This is a genomic window from Cryobacterium sp. Hh11, from assembly GCF_004404045.1.
Taxonomy (GTDB): Bacteria; Actinomycetota; Actinomycetes; order Actinomycetales; family Microbacteriaceae; genus Cryobacterium; species Cryobacterium levicorallinum.
This window is the reverse complement of the sequence record NZ_SOHF01000020.1, coordinates 1-13,345: the sequence shown is the minus strand read 5'-3', so window position 1 is coordinate 13,345 and position 13,345 is coordinate 1. Positions and strand designations below refer to the sequence as shown.

Sequence of the window (13,345 nt, the reverse complement as noted above, 5' to 3'; positions counted from 1 at the left end):
GGCATATACGTGCTGTGCGGTGGCACTGGTGTTATGGGTCACAGATGTTCAGTCTTGGAGGAGGGCATTCGCGGTGTCTTCGTCGGTCACCAGAACGGTGCACAGCCCGTTGCGCACGACGGCGCGGGCGATGGCGTGTTTGGAGCGTCCGGAGATGACGGCGATGGTGAGCGGAGCGCGGCGCAACTGGTCGAGTTGGATGCCGACCGTGCGTTCGTTGAGTTCGGGGTCGACGATTCGGCCGTTGTGGTCGATGTAGCGGCCGACGACGTCGCCGACGGCGCCGCGCGCCACGAGGTCGTCGATCTGGGCGACCGTCAGGTAGCCGCTGTCGACCAGGGCGGAATTCGCATCCGCCTGCCCCGCACTGAAGACGTAGGCCTGGGCGTTGCGAGCCAGGGCGAGCACCCCGGCAACCGTGCGGTCGGCTTCCATCGCCTGTTTGGTTTCGAGACGTTCGAAGATGGCGGGGCTCGGCAGCAGGGTGGCCGAGCCGTCGGCCTTGTGCGCGATGGTCACCGCAGTGGATGCTGCGGTGCCGGTGCGCTGATTCAGGCTGACGCCGCCGTTGATCTGCACCACGTTCACCCCCGGCGCCCAGCCCTGTTTGAGGTGCAGGGACACGTCGTGCAGGGTGCGACCCCAGCTGATGCCGAGGGTGCGCGGAATCGGGCGGAGGCTCGTGAGATAGTCGGCGGCGGCCTGTGCGGTGCGCGACTGCAGCTCGGCGTCGCTCGACACCCCGGCGGAGGACACCACGATGGCATCGGTCAGGCCGGTCGATTCGCGCAGCCGTCGTTCGATCGGCAGCCGGCGGGCGCGCGGGTGCACGATTTCGATGCGGATGAAGCCGTTCGCCTTAGCGCTCGCGAGCAGCCGGCCGACCTTCCAGCGGGTGAGGCGCAGAATCACGCCGATCTCATCCTGGGTCTGGTTTTCCTCGTAGTACAGCTCGGCCGCGCGGATGGAGAGGAGTTCGTCGGTGTCGCTCATATACGGTTCGCGGTCCAATCGGTTGAGCTCAGCCTACGTGGGCCCGACGCGCGAATCAACAGCTGTAGACGATCTTGCTCTTTTGAGCAGGAGCCTCCGCTGGGCACGTTGAGCGAACCCATCCCATACGATCAGAGCATGCGCGCCAATGAAGCCCTCGAGTACGTTCTCGCCGTTGACGTTGGAGGAACCAAGGTCGAAGCTGCACTCGTGGACGACCGGGGTACGGTGCTTCCAAGCAGTCGGCACCGCGCGCCGACCGGGGCCAGCGCGACCAGTGAGCAGCTCGCATCCGCTGTCAGAACTGTCATTCTGGCAACCCTCGCGAGCGTGCCGCCGGGCTATCCGCTGATCGGCGTCGGCATTGGCTGTGCCGGGCCGATTCACCTGAACTCGGGGGCGGTATCGCCGCTCAATCTGCCGGTGTGGCGCGAGTTCGGGCTCCAGGAGCTCGTGGCCGAGCTGGTTCCCGGTCTGGATGTGCGGCTGCGCATGGACGGCCTGTGCATCACCCTGGCCGAACACTGGGTGGGCGCGGGCCGCGGAGTCGACAACCTGATGGGCATGATCGTGTCGACCGGTGTCGGCGGCGGCCTGATTCTCGGCGGCGTCACGGTGTCCGGTCCCACCGGAAATGCCGGTCATATCGGCCACATCGAGGTCGGCGGCTTCTTGGATGCCTGCGCCTGCGGCGGCACCGGCTGCATCGAGGCGATCGCCTCCGGGCCGAAAACCGTCGCTTGGGCCAGATCTCAGGGCTTCACCGGCGAGTCCGGCGAGGACCTGGCGGCAGCCTACGCGGCCGCCGACCCGATCGCGATTCTGGCCGTAGAGCGCAGCGGCCGGGCCCTCGGCCAGGCGATCGCCTCGGCAGCGACGCTGCTCGACCTCGACGTGGTCGCCATCGGTGGTGGCTTCTCGAATGTCACCCCCGACCTGCTGGATTTCGCTCGCGCAGCGATCCTGGAACGCGTGCAATTCGCCTACGCCACCCGGGTGCGCGTGGTGCACTCGACCCTCTCGGGCGACGGCCCGCTGATCGGCGCCGCAGCGCTGATTCACCGCGGGGAATTGGTGCCGTAGCCGGCTGGCTCAGCGGGAGCGTGCCAGGTCGTCTTCGAGCATGTGCGGTCGACCGATCACCGCTCCAGCGACGAGCACGACGAGCGCCGTTACGAGGAGGAAGACCAGCGGCCAGGTCCACCCACCGCTCAGTTCGTGCAACAGGCCGAAAACCAGCGGGCCCAAGGCACCGAGGGTGTAACCGATGCCCTGCACGAAGCTGCTGAGCGCGACCGCACCGGCGTGGGTGCGGGTGCGCAGATTAATGAGCACGAGAGCCAGCGGGAAAAACATGGGTCCCAGGCCGGCGAGCGACACCCAGAGCCAGGTCAGGGTCGCCGGCAGGAACAGTAGCCCCAGATCGCCGATTACGAACGCGAATACGCCCACGTAGACGAGCGGGCCGATATTTTTCAGGCGGGCGGTGAGGATCGGAATGATCAGGGCGCACGGGATTCCCATGCCGGCGTAGACCGCGAGAAGCGTCCCCGCCTCGCCCGGAGTTACCCGCGCGGTATCGACGAGGAGCTGCGGCAGCCAGGCGAACATGGCGTAGGCGTTGAGCGACGAGGTCGCGAACACGCCGGCGATGGCCCAGGCGATCGAGGATCGCCACAGTCGACCGAGAATGGCCGCATCGGCCTCATCGACCACGGGGCTCGGCGATTGCTCGGTGCGGTGCCGGAGGAGCATCGTGATCCACGGCACCAGCGCCAGCAGAGCCAGCAGCATCCACATGCCGAGCGAGATTCGCCAGCCCGCGGCATCCGCTACCGGAACGGCGATGAGCGGAGGAACGAGGGTGCTCAGCGACATCACTGTGGCATAAAGGGACGTGACGAGGCCGATCCGGTCCGGAAAGTACTTCTTGACCAGCGGCGGCAGGAGCACATTGCCAACGCCGAGGCCGGCGAAGGCGATGACACTGCCGATAATGAGCATGGTGATCGAGCCGGATGACCCGCGAGTGAAATGACCGACCAGAATCGCCAGGAGAGCGAGCACGAGGGGCAGTTCGAGGCCATGGCGGCGGGTGATCATGGGGGTGAAGATACCGAACACGGCAAAGCAGACCGGCGGAAGCATGCCGAGCACGCCGAGAGCTACCACTCCGAGCGGAATATCGACGTTGATCTCGGCGACGATGGGCGAGAGGGCGGTCACCGCGTTGCGGAGATTGGCCGCGACCAGAATGATGCCCAGCAGGGCCAGGCCGCGTCCCGGCCAGAGAGGGCTGGGGGTTGCGGTAGTCACTCGGTCAGTCTAGGGGCGAGGTTCAGCCGAGCGGATGCGACGGCTACAGCCCCACGCGCTCCCGCCGGATGCGCTCCGGTAGGTCTTTCAGGTCCTCCCAGCGGCCGGGAGCGACGAGGGCAGGCAGCAGCATGGCCCACATTTCGGTGAGGCGCTGGTCAATGTCGGCCCGCTTGGTCAATACGTCGGAGACGACCTGCACGCCGGTGAAGGCCGCGGTGCAGAAATGCGCGGCCGCGCTGACGTCCAGCTTTGGGTTGACGTCGCCGGAGGCGATCCCCCGGCGGAGGAATTCCTCGCAGGCGACCATCCAGTCAAGGTACGGACCGGCCACCGGGGTGGAAAAATTCACCGCTTCGATGGTTAAACGGATGCCGGCGCTCACAACGAGGTCGTCGCGGAGCTGCCGGGCGAGCTCGTAGGACATCGAGACGAGGGCGTGCAAACCGGGATAGTTGTCATCGAGGAGCTTCTGCCCGGCCGCCGCCGACGCCGCGTGCTGCGCGTCGATTATGGCGACGGCGAGGGCTTCCTTCGAATCGAAGTGAAAGTACAAGGCCCCCTTGGTGACGCCAGCCGCACCGCTGACCTGGGCCAGGGACGTGCTCCCGTAACCGCGCTGCTCAAAAGCCGCTGCTGCACCGCGAATGATCGCGGCGCGCGTTTCGATCGCTCGTACTTGTTGTGACATTGGATCCCCCGGAAAATGCGCGAGTTTCCAGAATACCCGGGGGCAACGACCCGCATCGACTCCCCCCGAGGGCCTTGACGGCACCCCCTTTTGGGGCTAGGCCTCGCGTGCCAGTGCCCAGATACCGTTACCCCATTGTGCGAAACTATAAACATACTGTTTGGTATGGTTCGGGGCATGGAGAACATCGGCGGTCACGACTGGGCAGGCATCATGGTGGCAGTGTTCACTGGGCTGGTCGTGCTCACGCTCTCCCTCGTCGCCATGGTGCAGATCGGGCGGGCCGCACACCTGTGTCCGACCAAGCGCACCAACTGGGTCCTGGCGGTGCTGCTCGCCCCGGTGTTTGGCGCGACCGCCTGGTTCGCCGTCGGTAACCGGCTCCAACTGGACTAAACCAGGGCCGGAATTACGGGCCCAGAATCGTGCGCACCCGTGCCACGTCGTCGCGAATCTGCTCGATCAGCGGGTCGATGCCGGCGTAGGCGACCATGCCGCGAATCCGCTCAACGAACGCGACGTCGACCACACGGTCGTACAGGTCCAGCTCGGTCTCATCGAGTACGTAGGCCTCGACCTGCTTCTGCGCCACCCCGTCGAAGGTGGGATTGTTGCCAACCGAAATCGCCGCCGGGTAGCGAGCACCGGCATCCGTCAGCCAACCGGCATAGACGCCATCGGCCGGAATCAGACCCTCGGAATCGGTGGACAGGTTCGCGGTGGGAAAGCCCAGTTCGCGACCGCGGGCTGCGCCGTGCACCACCATGCCGCGCACGGTCGGCAGATGCCCGAGCAGGTCTCCGGCGTCGCGCACCGCGCCGGCGCCGAGCAATTCGCGAATCCAGGTGGACGAGACCCGGCGTTCCCCGTCTGGTTTCACATCGTCGATCAGTCCGACGGTGTAGCCGAATTCGAGGCCGAGTTGCCTCAGCAGGGCGACGTCGCCTGCCCCCTTGGCTCCGAACCGAAAGTCACGACCGACGAGCACGAAACGGGCGTGCAGGGCGGTGACCAGAATGTTTTCGATGAACTCGCGCGGCGGAAGGCTGGACAGGGCGTGGTTGAACTCGAGCAGCAGGGTCGCGTCGATCCCGGTCCCGGCGATCAGGTTGAGTTTCTGCTCCGCGCTCACCAGCGGGCTCGGGCAGTTTTGCGGCGAGAGCAGGGCGAGCGGATGCCGGTCGAACGTCACGACGACGGCCGCCAGCTGTTCGCGCTCGGCGACGGTCTGGAGCTCGGTGATGACCGCCCGATGTCCGGCATGGACGCCGTCGAACTTGCCGATGCTCACGGCCGAGTCGGGCCAGTCGCTCGGCACGGACTCGACGCCGTTCAGAATCTTCATGCGCGACCCTCGCTCACCGACGCGACGCGGTGGCGGGAGAGCCACCACATGCCCAGCAGGGGCAGCACGAGGGGAATGAAGAGGTATCCGCTGCCGTAGATCGACCAGACGGTCGCGTGCTCGAACAGCGCCGGATCAACCAGACTCAGGGTACCGACGACGAGTACGCCCAGCAGTTCAAAGCTGATCGTGATCCAGGCGATGCGATACCAGCGGATGCTGCGCCGCATCAGGGCCACCGTGGCCACGATATAGACCACCGCGGCGAGAGCAGACAAGGAATACGCGAGCGGGGCTTCATCGAAAGCCCGCACGATTTGTACGAAGGAGCGGCCGGTGGCGGCGAGGGCCAGCACGCCGTAGACGGCGATGAGGAGTCGACCGATGCCGCTCACCCGCTCGGCGGCGGCGGGCTTCTCGGTTGGGGATTCTGTCATCGCTCTGTTTTCATTGCTCGATAATTATTGCAGCTTCCGCGGGGCTACCGGAACCGGGTCAGCTCCCCTGCACGTTCCAGATCTGGTTCATGCGGTAGAGCATGACCGCGACCGACAGGCAGGTCACGCCGAGAATGACGGTGCTCCAGCGGCTGCGTTCGACCAGCGCCCAGAATCCGGCCGCGACCGGCAGCGCAATGGCACTGACCAGGTAGGTGTAGAACTCGAGCAGACTACCGGTGGCGTCGTTGCCGGCCAGTGGCGCTGCGATCGCGGCAGCGAGCTGCACGATGAGCAGCAGCTCGACGAGGGCGGCCGCGCCCATGGTGAGGTCGGTGGGTTTGCGGCCGAGCAGGCCGAGGATGACACAGAGCACTCCGCCGGGCACGGCGATGCCGAGCTGCAGCCAGGTAAACCATTCGATCATGAGCTCTGTTCCGGTTCGGTGGCGGTCGGGAGATCTGGCGGAAAGTTCAGCAGCGACTTGGCCTGGTCGCCGCGATACTCGACCAATCCGACCAGGCGCCCGTCCGGCGCAATGGCGGCGACCGGACCGGTGCGGGTGGCGTCTTTCTCCACGGTGATGCGTTTTCCATGACCGAGGTCGATGGCTTGCTCTGCGGACAGGTCGAGGCGCGCCAGCAGCCGGGTGGCGGCATCCGCTGGAGAAATGAGGTTGGCGACGACATCGACCTGCTCGAGCGTGGCCGCGTTCTCGATGCAGAACGGGCCGATTCTCGTGCGGCGCAGCACGGTGAGGTGGCCGCCGACGCCGAGTGCCACACCGAGGTCACGGGCGAGGGCACGAATATAGGTACCGGAGCTGCACTCCACCCGCACCTCGAGGTCGAGAAAACCGTCGCCAGGCGTGCTCGTGAGCAGGTCGAAACCGCTCACCGTGACCGGTCGGGGCGGCAGCTGCACGTCTTCGCCGGCACGCACCCGGGCGTAAGCCCGTTTCCCATCGACCTTGATAGCGCTGACGGCACTCGGCTGCTGGCTGATATCGCCGGTGAGGTTGTCAATACCCGCGATGACTGCTTCGGCGGTGATCGCGGCGACCTGTTCGCCCGGTGCGCGAGTGAGTACATCGCCCTCGGCGTCATCGGTCGTGGTGGACTGCCCCAGACGAATGGTCGCAAGGTATTCCTTGCCCTGCCCGACGATGAAGGTGAGCAGCCGGGTCGAGCTGTCGATGCCGAGCACGAGCAGGCCGGTGGCCATCGGATCGAGGGTGCCGGCGTGGCCGACCTTGCGGGTCCCGGCCAGGCGCCGGGTTCGGGCGACAGCGTCATGGCTGGTCCAGCCCTGCGCCTTGTCAATGAGGAGGAGGCCGCTAGTCACTCCATGAGGGTACCAGCGTGGAACGCTCCCGCCCGAAACGCGATCTAGGCTGGGGCTATGCGAATTGCTGTGATCGGCGCCGGCGCCCTGGGCGGACTCTTCGCGACCCTGCTCGCGCGGGCCGGCCACGATCTCACCATCACCGCCCGCGAAGTCGCCAGGTCGCTGATTCGAGAGAACGGAATCCGACTCACCGGAGGTTACGGGGATGCGCAATGCCGCGTGTTGGTGCGGGAGATTCTGACCGAAACGCCGGATCTGACCCTCATCTGCACGAAAGCGCAGGATGCCGCGGCCGCCATCGCCGAGAATGCCGAGCTGCTCGACGGCTCACCGGTGATCGTCGTGCAGAACGGGCTGGACGGGGTGCGAATCGCCCAGGATCTGCTGCCCAACTCGGAATGCTTCGGCCTGCTCACCCTCATTGCCGCGCACTACATCGGGCCGGGCCGCGTGCGGGTGACCACCGCAGCATCAAGCTACCTCGGTCGCGGCAACGGCAAAGCGGATGCTGCCACCCAGCACTGGCAGGCGGTGCTGGACGAGGCGTTCCCCACCTTCGCCGCCGAAGACTTCGTGGGCGCCCAGTGGACCAAGCTGGTGGTGAACATGCTCAACGCCCTGCCGGCCATCACCGGGCTGAGCGTGCAGGCGGTCATCGCCGATGCACCGCTGCGCCGAATCCTGACCGAGAGCATGCAGGAGACCGTGCAGGTGGGGATGGCCCGCCACGTCACCTTTGGGTCATTGCAGGGGATGAGCGATCGCAGCCTGCGCGTGTTCGCGCGGCTGCCGGTGGCTCTCGGACAGACCCTGCCGCTGCGCATGAGCGCAAAAATGGGTCCGGTCGCCAATCTGGGGTCGACCCTGCAGAGCATCAAGCGGGCCCACCTGACCGAAATCGACCACCTCAATGGCGCTGTCGTGCGCCAGGCCGAACTGGCCGGACGACCGGCACCGGTCAACGCGCTCCTGACCGCGCTGGTGCACGAGGTGGAGATCAGCCGGGAATTCCTGAAACCGGCGCAAGTCATGGCCCGGTTCGATCAGTTCACCGCCACCAGCCACTAGCAGCGGTCGGTCAAGACCCGCCGCGGAAGGGTGGCGTCGGTATTGTCGACGACCGCCGAAACCAGGTCCCGCGGGCGCACATCGGCGAGGTACTGCCGGTCGGAGTCGCTCCCTGGCTCCGATTCAAGCAGCACGCTGAACAGCCACAGCCCGTGCAATTCCGGTCGGTTGCTGTAGGCTCCGTCGACGATGAGAATGGCGTCAGCCGGGGCGGTCTGCCAGGTCGGTTGAATCCAGGCATCGCGGTCGGGGTCGAATTCCTCGGTGACGAACCCGGTACTGCCACCCAGGCGAAAGGGTTCGACCAGTACGCGGCGCAGCGCCGAGTAGTCGTACCCGACCCGGTACAACCGCTCGGAAACATCGAGGCCGTCTCCGCCGAGTCGCTGTTGCTCGGCGCGTGAGTGCTGAAAATTGCGCAGGCTGGCTCTAAACGTGGGGTGTTCGCTCTCGCGGAACACCGCCGCGAGGTCGTCGGCGAAGCCAACGCGGCCGGCTTTCTCGCTGCCGTCGATCTCGCTGCCGTCGACGGCAATGATCGTACGACCTCGGCCGTAATTGTGCAGAATCTCGGCGGCCAGGGTGCGTAGAAATTCGATCCGGGGTGTGGAAACCAGCTTCATGAAACGAGCCTAGATTAGAACGGATGAACATCGCGCCCTCGAATGATCCCGCTGCGCCGCAGGACGCGCCCGGTGTGCCCGTCGCAACAGTTGCCGGCACCGGAGACAACGCCGCTCGTGCGGCCGCTCCGGGCGCGGTGGCCGGCAGCAGGACCTCTGATGTCAGCACCACGCTCAACGCCTGGTTCCTGGCCAACGCCCGCGACCTGCCCTGGCGCCGCGAGGGATTCGGCGCCTGGGGCATTCTGGTGAGCGAATTCATGCTGCAGCAGACCCCGGTGAAGCGGGTCATTCCCCGGCTGCAGGAGTGGCTCGCGCGGTGGCCGACACCCGCGGACCTCGCCGCGGTGCCGCCGAGCGAAGCGGTGCGCGCCTGGTCCAGCCTCGGGTACCCGCGGCGCGCCCTGTGGCTCCACGCTGCAGCCGTGCAGATCACCGAGCAACACGGCGGCGTCGTCCCCTCCGACATCGATGCGCTGCTCGCCCTGACCGGGATCGGGGACTACACCGCGCGTGCGGTGGCAGCGTTCGCGTATGGCCACCGGCATCCGGTCGTCGATGCCAACACCCGGCGGGTGATTGCCCGCGCCGTCGCGGGCGCTGGAGAACCGGCACCGCCCAGCCGCGGCCGTGACCTCGAGGCGATGGGTGCCCTGCTGCCGGGCAGCGCGCTCGAAGCCGCCCTGTTCAACGCAGCGATCATGGAGCTCGGCGCGGTCGTCTGCACCAGCCGCAGCCCGCACTGCGATATCTGCCCGATTCGGGACGACTGTGCCTGGCGCGCCGCCGGCTACCCCGAGTTCACCGGAACGCGCAAGACCGTGCAGAAGAAGTTCGCGGGCAGCGACCGGCAGGTACGCGGCCTGATCATGGCCGAGCTGCGCTCCACCCACCGCGCCGTAACGGAAGCCGAGATTGCCTCGCTCTGGCCAGAGGCGGCCCAGTTGCAGCGCGCGCTGCACAGCCTCGTGGCCGACGGCCTGGCGGTCGACTCCCCCGACGGTTACACCCTGCCCGACGGGATGTCATGAGCATCGGTCTGATCTGGGCGCAAAGCCGCAATGATGTGATCGGTTTCGACGGCCGCCTCCCCTGGCACCTGCCCGAGGACCTCGCCCATTTTCGTGCGATCACCGATGGCGGTGTCGTCATCATGGGTCGGCTCACCTGGGACTCGATTCCCGAACGCTTCCGTCCCCTGCCGGGCCGCCACAACGTCGTGATCACGCGCCAACGGGGCTGGGCCGCGCCCGGGGCATCCGTTGTGCACAGCTTCGACGACGCAATCGTGATTGCCGCTGGGCCGGTCTGGGTGATCGGCGGCGCCGAGATCTTTCGCCTCGCCCTCCCGCACGCCGACACCCTCGAGCTGACCGAGATAGACGAACAGTTCGCCGGCGATACCCTCGCCCCAGCGCTTACGCCCGACTGGACCCGTGTAAACACCAATCCAGCCAGCGGATGGCTCCACTCCAGCACCGGCCTGCCCTACCGTTTCGCGCGCTACCAGCGCGCCCCCGCCATTCACTAGCCGCACCCTGCCGCCCCACCAGCACCAGCACCAGCACCAGCACCAGCACCAGCACCGTAAACCCGCCGCCTTAAACTGACCGGGCCCGGGCCCGGTCGAAGGTGGCGCTAGTGCTTCGCGGTGCTCGCAGCGTCGGAGTCGTCGGAGTCAGCCGATACGTCGTCCGCCTCGTCGTCTTCGAGGTCGTAGTCGCGCGGCTTCTTGTACGGGTCAGCGTCGCCGGCATAGGTCGCCGTGCCCTTGCTGTCCTCGGTCGCGGTGTCGCGATCGTGCGCCTCACGCAACAGATCATCGATCAACGCTGCGTTCTCCGGAATACCGTCGGCGATGAACTCGATCGACGGGGTGAGCCTCGCGGTGATGTTCTTGCCGACCTCGCTGCGCATCAGGCCGGTGGCGGCCTTGAGTGCGGCTGCACTGTCCGTGCGTTCTTCGATCGAACCATAGACGGTGTAAAACACCGAGGCGTGCTGCAGATCCCCGGTGACCTTCACGTCTGTGATGGTCACAAACCCGAGCCTCGGGTCGCGCAAGCCGCGTTCCAGCCGCTTGGCGATGATGACCTTAATGCGGTCCGCCATCTTTCTGGCGCGTTCCGGATCTGCCATTGCACTACTCCTTGTTTGCCGGCGCCGAAGCGCCGGATCATTCTGTGTTTTCAACATCTTATTAAACGGATGCCGCGCACCCAACTGAGGGTCGGAGCAAATTTCCCCTTGAAAAGGGAATCGGGGTAGGGGTCCCCGCTCTCTTTCCTTTTCAAGGGGAAATTTGCGGAGACCCGACCCACGGTCGGGTCTCAATGAAAAGACCGACCCAATGCAGAAGTCGGGCTTCGCGAGAAGCCCGACCCCCAAACCAACGCTAGACGCGCGGCTTCTCCTTCATTTCGATGGTCTCGATCTCATCGCCAATTCGGATGTCGTTGAACTTGCCCAGTCCGATACCACACTCGAAGTCCGTACGGACCTCGGTGACATCGTCCTTGAAGCGGCGCAGCGACTCGATGCCCAGGTTGTCCCCCACCACGATGCCCTCGCGGATAACGCGAGCCTTGGCATTTCGGGTGATGGTACCGCTTCGCACGATGACACCGGCGACGTTTCCGAACTTCGACGAGCTGAAGACCTCGCGAATTTCGGCGATACCACTCTGGATCTCTTCGTACTCGGGCTTGAGCATTCCCTTGAGGGAACTCTCGATGTCCTCGAGCGCGGAGTAGATGACGGAGTAGAAGCGCACGTCGACGCCTTCGCGAGCAGCACGCTCGCGGGCCTTCGTGTCCGGGCGAACGTTGAACCCGATAATGATGGCGTTGTCGACGGTAGCGAGGTTGACGTCGCTCTCCGTGACCGCACCGACACCACGGTGGATGATGCGCAGCTGAACCGAATCGTCGACCTCGATCTTGAGGAGCGACTCTTCCAGGGCCTCAACGGCACCGGAGACGTCACCCTTGATGATGAGGTTGAGCGACTCGACCTTGCCCTCTTCGAGCGCACGGGTGAAGTCTTCGAGGCTGATGCGCTTGCGGGCCTTGGCCAGCAGTGCGTTGCGCTCGGCGGCTTCACGCTTCTCGGCGATCTGACGGGCGGTGCGGTCTTCCTCGATGACGAGGAAGGTGTCGCCGGCGCGGGGAACGCTCGACAGACCCTGCACCTGGACCGCGCGGGACGGCGTGGCGGCGAGAACGGCAACGCCGTTTTCGTCGGCCATCGCACGAACGCGGCCGTAGGCCGTTCCGGCGACGATGGAGTCTCCGACGTGCAGCGTTCCGGACTGGATGAGCACGGTTGCCACCGCGCCGCGGCCCTTGTCCAGGCGAGCCTCAATGGCGACACCGCGGGCGTCCTTGTTCGGGTTGGAGCGCATGTCGAGTGCGGCATCGGCGACCAGGAGCACGGCGTCAAGAATTTCCTTGATACCGGTCTTGTTCTTGGCCGACACGTCCACGAACATGACGTCTCCGCCGTACTCTTCGGCGACGAGGCCGAATTCGGTCAGCTGCTGACGCACCTTCTGTGGGTTGGCGCCTGGCTTGTCGATCTTGTTCACTGCAACCACGATCGGCACGTTGGCGGCCTGAGCGTGGTTGAGCGCCTCAATCGTCTGCGGCATGATGCCGTCGTCGGCGGCAACCACGAGGATCGCGATGTCGGTGACCTGCGCACCACGAGCACGCATGGCGGTGAACGCCTCGTGGCCCGGTGTGTCAATGAAGGTCATGGCACGGTCGATGCCCTCGTGCTCGGTGATGATCTGGTAAGCACCGATGTGCTGCGTGATACCACCGGCCTCGCCCTCGGCAACCTTGGCGTTACGGATCGCGTCAAGCAGCGCGGTCTTACCGTGGTCGACGTGGCCCATGACGGTGACGACGGGAGGACGAATCGCAAGGTCCTCGTCGGTTTCGTCTTCGAGTTCCTGATCGATGTCGATATCGAACGCGAGCAGCAGCTCACGGTCTTCGTCATCGGGCGAGACCATCTGAATCTTGTAGCCGAGTTCGCTGCCGAGTACATCGAACGTGGCCTCGTCGAGGGACTCCGTTGCCGTGGCCATTTCACCGAGGTGGAATAGCACGGTAACGAGGTTTCCGGGGCTCGCGTCAATCTTGTCGGCGAAGTCCGTAATGGATGCTCCGCGGCGCAGACGAACAACGGTGCCACCGTCGCCGCGGGGTACGGATACTCCACCCAGCGACGGGGCCTCGCGCAGCTCGAACTCTGCTCTCTTCGTACGCTTCGACTTGCGCGCCTTGTTCTTGCCGCCACCGCGACCGAAGGCACCAGCGGTGCCACCGCCCGGGCCGCGACCGCGACCGGCTCCGCCTCCTCCACCGGCAGGGCGGGGCGGGCCGAAGCCGGGGGCTCCGGCAGGAGCTCCGGGGCGAGTGAATCCGGGGCGTGCGGCGCCGGCTCCACCCGGGGCAGCGCCGGGGCGCTGGAAGGCGCCTGGGCGCTGACCGAAACCGGTCGGGCGTGCCGCCTGGCC

The 13,345-nt window shown here is 66.0% G+C and carries 15 protein-coding genes; 5 read left to right on the top strand and 10 right to left on the bottom strand.

Going from position 1 to position 13,345, the window contains the following annotated elements; genetic code table 11:
- Window positions 1–48: 48 nt before the first annotated feature.
- Entirely contained in the window at window positions 49–993 is a 945-nt protein-coding gene (locus E3T46_RS09870) for a sugar-binding domain-containing protein (RefSeq protein WP_092450038.1), read from the bottom strand.
- A gap of 138 nt (window positions 994–1,131) precedes the next feature.
- Between E3T46_RS09870 and E3T46_RS09865 the strand changes: the two genes are divergently transcribed.
- Window positions 1,132–2,076: an ROK family protein gene (locus tag E3T46_RS09865; protein WP_134578431.1), complete on the top strand. Its 945-nt coding sequence runs from the start codon at window positions 1,132–1,134 to the stop codon at window positions 2,074–2,076.
- Between the two features lie 9 nt (window positions 2,077–2,085).
- Here the strand turns inward: E3T46_RS09865 and E3T46_RS09860 are convergent, their stop codons facing one another.
- Window positions 2,086–3,309: an MFS transporter gene (locus tag E3T46_RS09860; protein WP_134578430.1), complete on the bottom strand. Its 1,224-nt coding sequence runs from the start codon at window positions 3,307–3,309 to the stop codon at window positions 2,086–2,088.
- A gap of 43 nt (window positions 3,310–3,352) precedes the next feature.
- A complete protein-coding gene (locus tag E3T46_RS18225) occupies window positions 3,353–4,000 on the bottom strand; it encodes a ScbR family autoregulator-binding transcription factor (protein WP_134578429.1) in 648 nt (215 codons plus the stop codon).
- A 177-nt stretch (window positions 4,001–4,177) separates the two neighbouring features.
- Between E3T46_RS18225 and E3T46_RS09850 the strand changes: the two genes are divergently transcribed.
- Window positions 4,178–4,396 (top strand): hypothetical protein, encoded by a 219-nt coding sequence (locus E3T46_RS09850; protein WP_241980607.1) that lies wholly within the window; start codon window positions 4,178–4,180, stop codon window positions 4,394–4,396.
- A 13-nt stretch (window positions 4,397–4,409) separates the two neighbouring features.
- On the opposite strand, the gene E3T46_RS09845 is transcribed toward E3T46_RS09850, so the two are convergent.
- Genes E3T46_RS09845 through truB form a run of 4 tightly spaced genes read right to left on the bottom strand, consistent with a single transcriptional unit; the run spans window position 4,410 to window position 7,126 of the window.
- On the bottom strand, window positions 4,410–5,345 hold the full coding sequence (locus tag E3T46_RS09845; protein WP_134578427.1) for a bifunctional riboflavin kinase/FAD synthetase: 936 nt from the start codon (window positions 5,343–5,345) through the stop codon (window positions 4,410–4,412).
- The gene (locus E3T46_RS09840; protein WP_134578426.1) at window positions 5,342–5,782 is read right to left on the bottom strand and encodes a hypothetical protein; all 441 of its coding nucleotides are present in this window, start codon (window positions 5,780–5,782) and stop codon (window positions 5,342–5,344) included. Before E3T46_RS09840 ends, E3T46_RS09845 begins: the two co-directional genes overlap by 4 nt.
- Before the next feature lie 58 nt (window positions 5,783–5,840).
- Complete coding sequence (locus E3T46_RS09835) at window positions 5,841–6,209, bottom strand: hypothetical protein (protein ID WP_092450052.1); 369 nt, start codon at window positions 6,207–6,209, stop codon at window positions 5,841–5,843.
- Window positions 6,206–7,126, bottom strand: a complete 921-nt coding sequence (gene truB / locus E3T46_RS09830; protein ID WP_134578425.1) for a tRNA pseudouridine(55) synthase TruB — start codon at window positions 7,124–7,126, stop codon at window positions 6,206–6,208. Before truB ends, E3T46_RS09835 begins: the two co-directional genes overlap by 4 nt.
- A gap of 57 nt (window positions 7,127–7,183) precedes the next feature.
- Between truB and E3T46_RS09825 the strand changes: the two genes are divergently transcribed.
- Window positions 7,184–8,197: a 2-dehydropantoate 2-reductase gene (locus E3T46_RS09825; protein ID WP_134578424.1), complete on the top strand. Its 1,014-nt coding sequence runs from the start codon at window positions 7,184–7,186 to the stop codon at window positions 8,195–8,197.
- Here E3T46_RS09825 and E3T46_RS09820 read toward each other — a convergent pair.
- Window positions 8,194–8,820, bottom strand: coding sequence for a hypothetical protein (locus E3T46_RS09820; protein WP_134578423.1), 627 nt, complete (start codon window positions 8,818–8,820; stop codon window positions 8,194–8,196). The two genes, E3T46_RS09825 and E3T46_RS09820, sit on opposite strands and share 4 nt — an antisense overlap.
- 23 nt (window positions 8,821–8,843) lie before the next feature.
- Between E3T46_RS09820 and E3T46_RS09815 the strand changes: the two genes are divergently transcribed.
- The gene (locus tag E3T46_RS09815; RefSeq protein ID WP_134578422.1) at window positions 8,844–9,851 is read left to right on the top strand and encodes an A/G-specific adenine glycosylase; all 1,008 of its coding nucleotides are present in this window, start codon (window positions 8,844–8,846) and stop codon (window positions 9,849–9,851) included.
- Window positions 9,848–10,351: a dihydrofolate reductase gene (locus E3T46_RS09810; RefSeq protein WP_134578421.1), complete on the top strand. Its 504-nt coding sequence runs from the start codon at window positions 9,848–9,850 to the stop codon at window positions 10,349–10,351. Before E3T46_RS09815 ends, E3T46_RS09810 begins: the two co-directional genes overlap by 4 nt.
- Before the next feature lie 107 nt (window positions 10,352–10,458).
- Here E3T46_RS09810 and rbfA read toward each other — a convergent pair whose 3' ends face one another.
- On the bottom strand, window positions 10,459–10,959 hold the full coding sequence (gene rbfA, locus E3T46_RS09805; protein ID WP_134472618.1) for a 30S ribosome-binding factor RbfA: 501 nt from the start codon (window positions 10,957–10,959) through the stop codon (window positions 10,459–10,461).
- A 256-nt stretch (window positions 10,960–11,215) separates the two neighbouring features.
- Window positions 11,216–13,345: translation initiation factor IF-2 (gene infB, locus E3T46_RS09800; RefSeq protein ID WP_134578420.1), on the bottom strand; the 2,130-nt coding region annotated here is incomplete at its 5' end.

Coding starts and splice junctions, on each gene's coding strand:
- E3T46_RS09865 (WP_134578431.1), top strand. CDS start 1,132: ATGCGCGCCAATGAAGCCCTCGAGTACGTTCTCGCCGTTGACGTTGGA.
- E3T46_RS09825 (WP_134578424.1), top strand. CDS start 7,184: ATGCGAATTGCTGTGATCGGCGCCGGCGCCCTGGGCGGACTCTTCGCG.
- E3T46_RS09845 (WP_134578427.1), bottom strand. CDS start 5,345: ATGAAGATTCTGAACGGCGTCGAGTCCGTGCCGAGCGACTGGCCCGAC.
- E3T46_RS09820 (WP_134578423.1), bottom strand. CDS start 8,820: ATGAAGCTGGTTTCCACACCCCGGATCGAATTTCTACGCACCCTGGCC.
- rbfA (WP_134472618.1), bottom strand. CDS start 10,959: ATGGCAGATCCGGAACGCGCCAGAAAGATGGCGGACCGCATTAAGGTC.
- E3T46_RS09870 (WP_092450038.1), bottom strand. CDS start 993: ATGAGCGACACCGACGAACTCCTCTCCATCCGCGCGGCCGAGCTGTAC.
- E3T46_RS09835 (WP_092450052.1), bottom strand. CDS start 6,209: ATGATCGAATGGTTTACCTGGCTGCAGCTCGGCATCGCCGTGCCCGGC.
- E3T46_RS09840 (WP_134578426.1), bottom strand. CDS start 5,782: ATGACAGAATCCCCAACCGAGAAGCCCGCCGCCGCCGAGCGGGTGAGC.
- E3T46_RS09810 (WP_134578421.1), top strand. CDS start 9,848: ATGAGCATCGGTCTGATCTGGGCGCAAAGCCGCAATGATGTGATCGGT.
- E3T46_RS09815 (WP_134578422.1), top strand. CDS start 8,844: ATGAACATCGCGCCCTCGAATGATCCCGCTGCGCCGCAGGACGCGCCC.
- E3T46_RS09850 (WP_241980607.1), top strand. CDS start 4,178: ATGGAGAACATCGGCGGTCACGACTGGGCAGGCATCATGGTGGCAGTG.
- E3T46_RS18225 (WP_134578429.1), bottom strand. CDS start 4,000: ATGTCACAACAAGTACGAGCGATCGAAACGCGCGCCGCGATCATTCGC.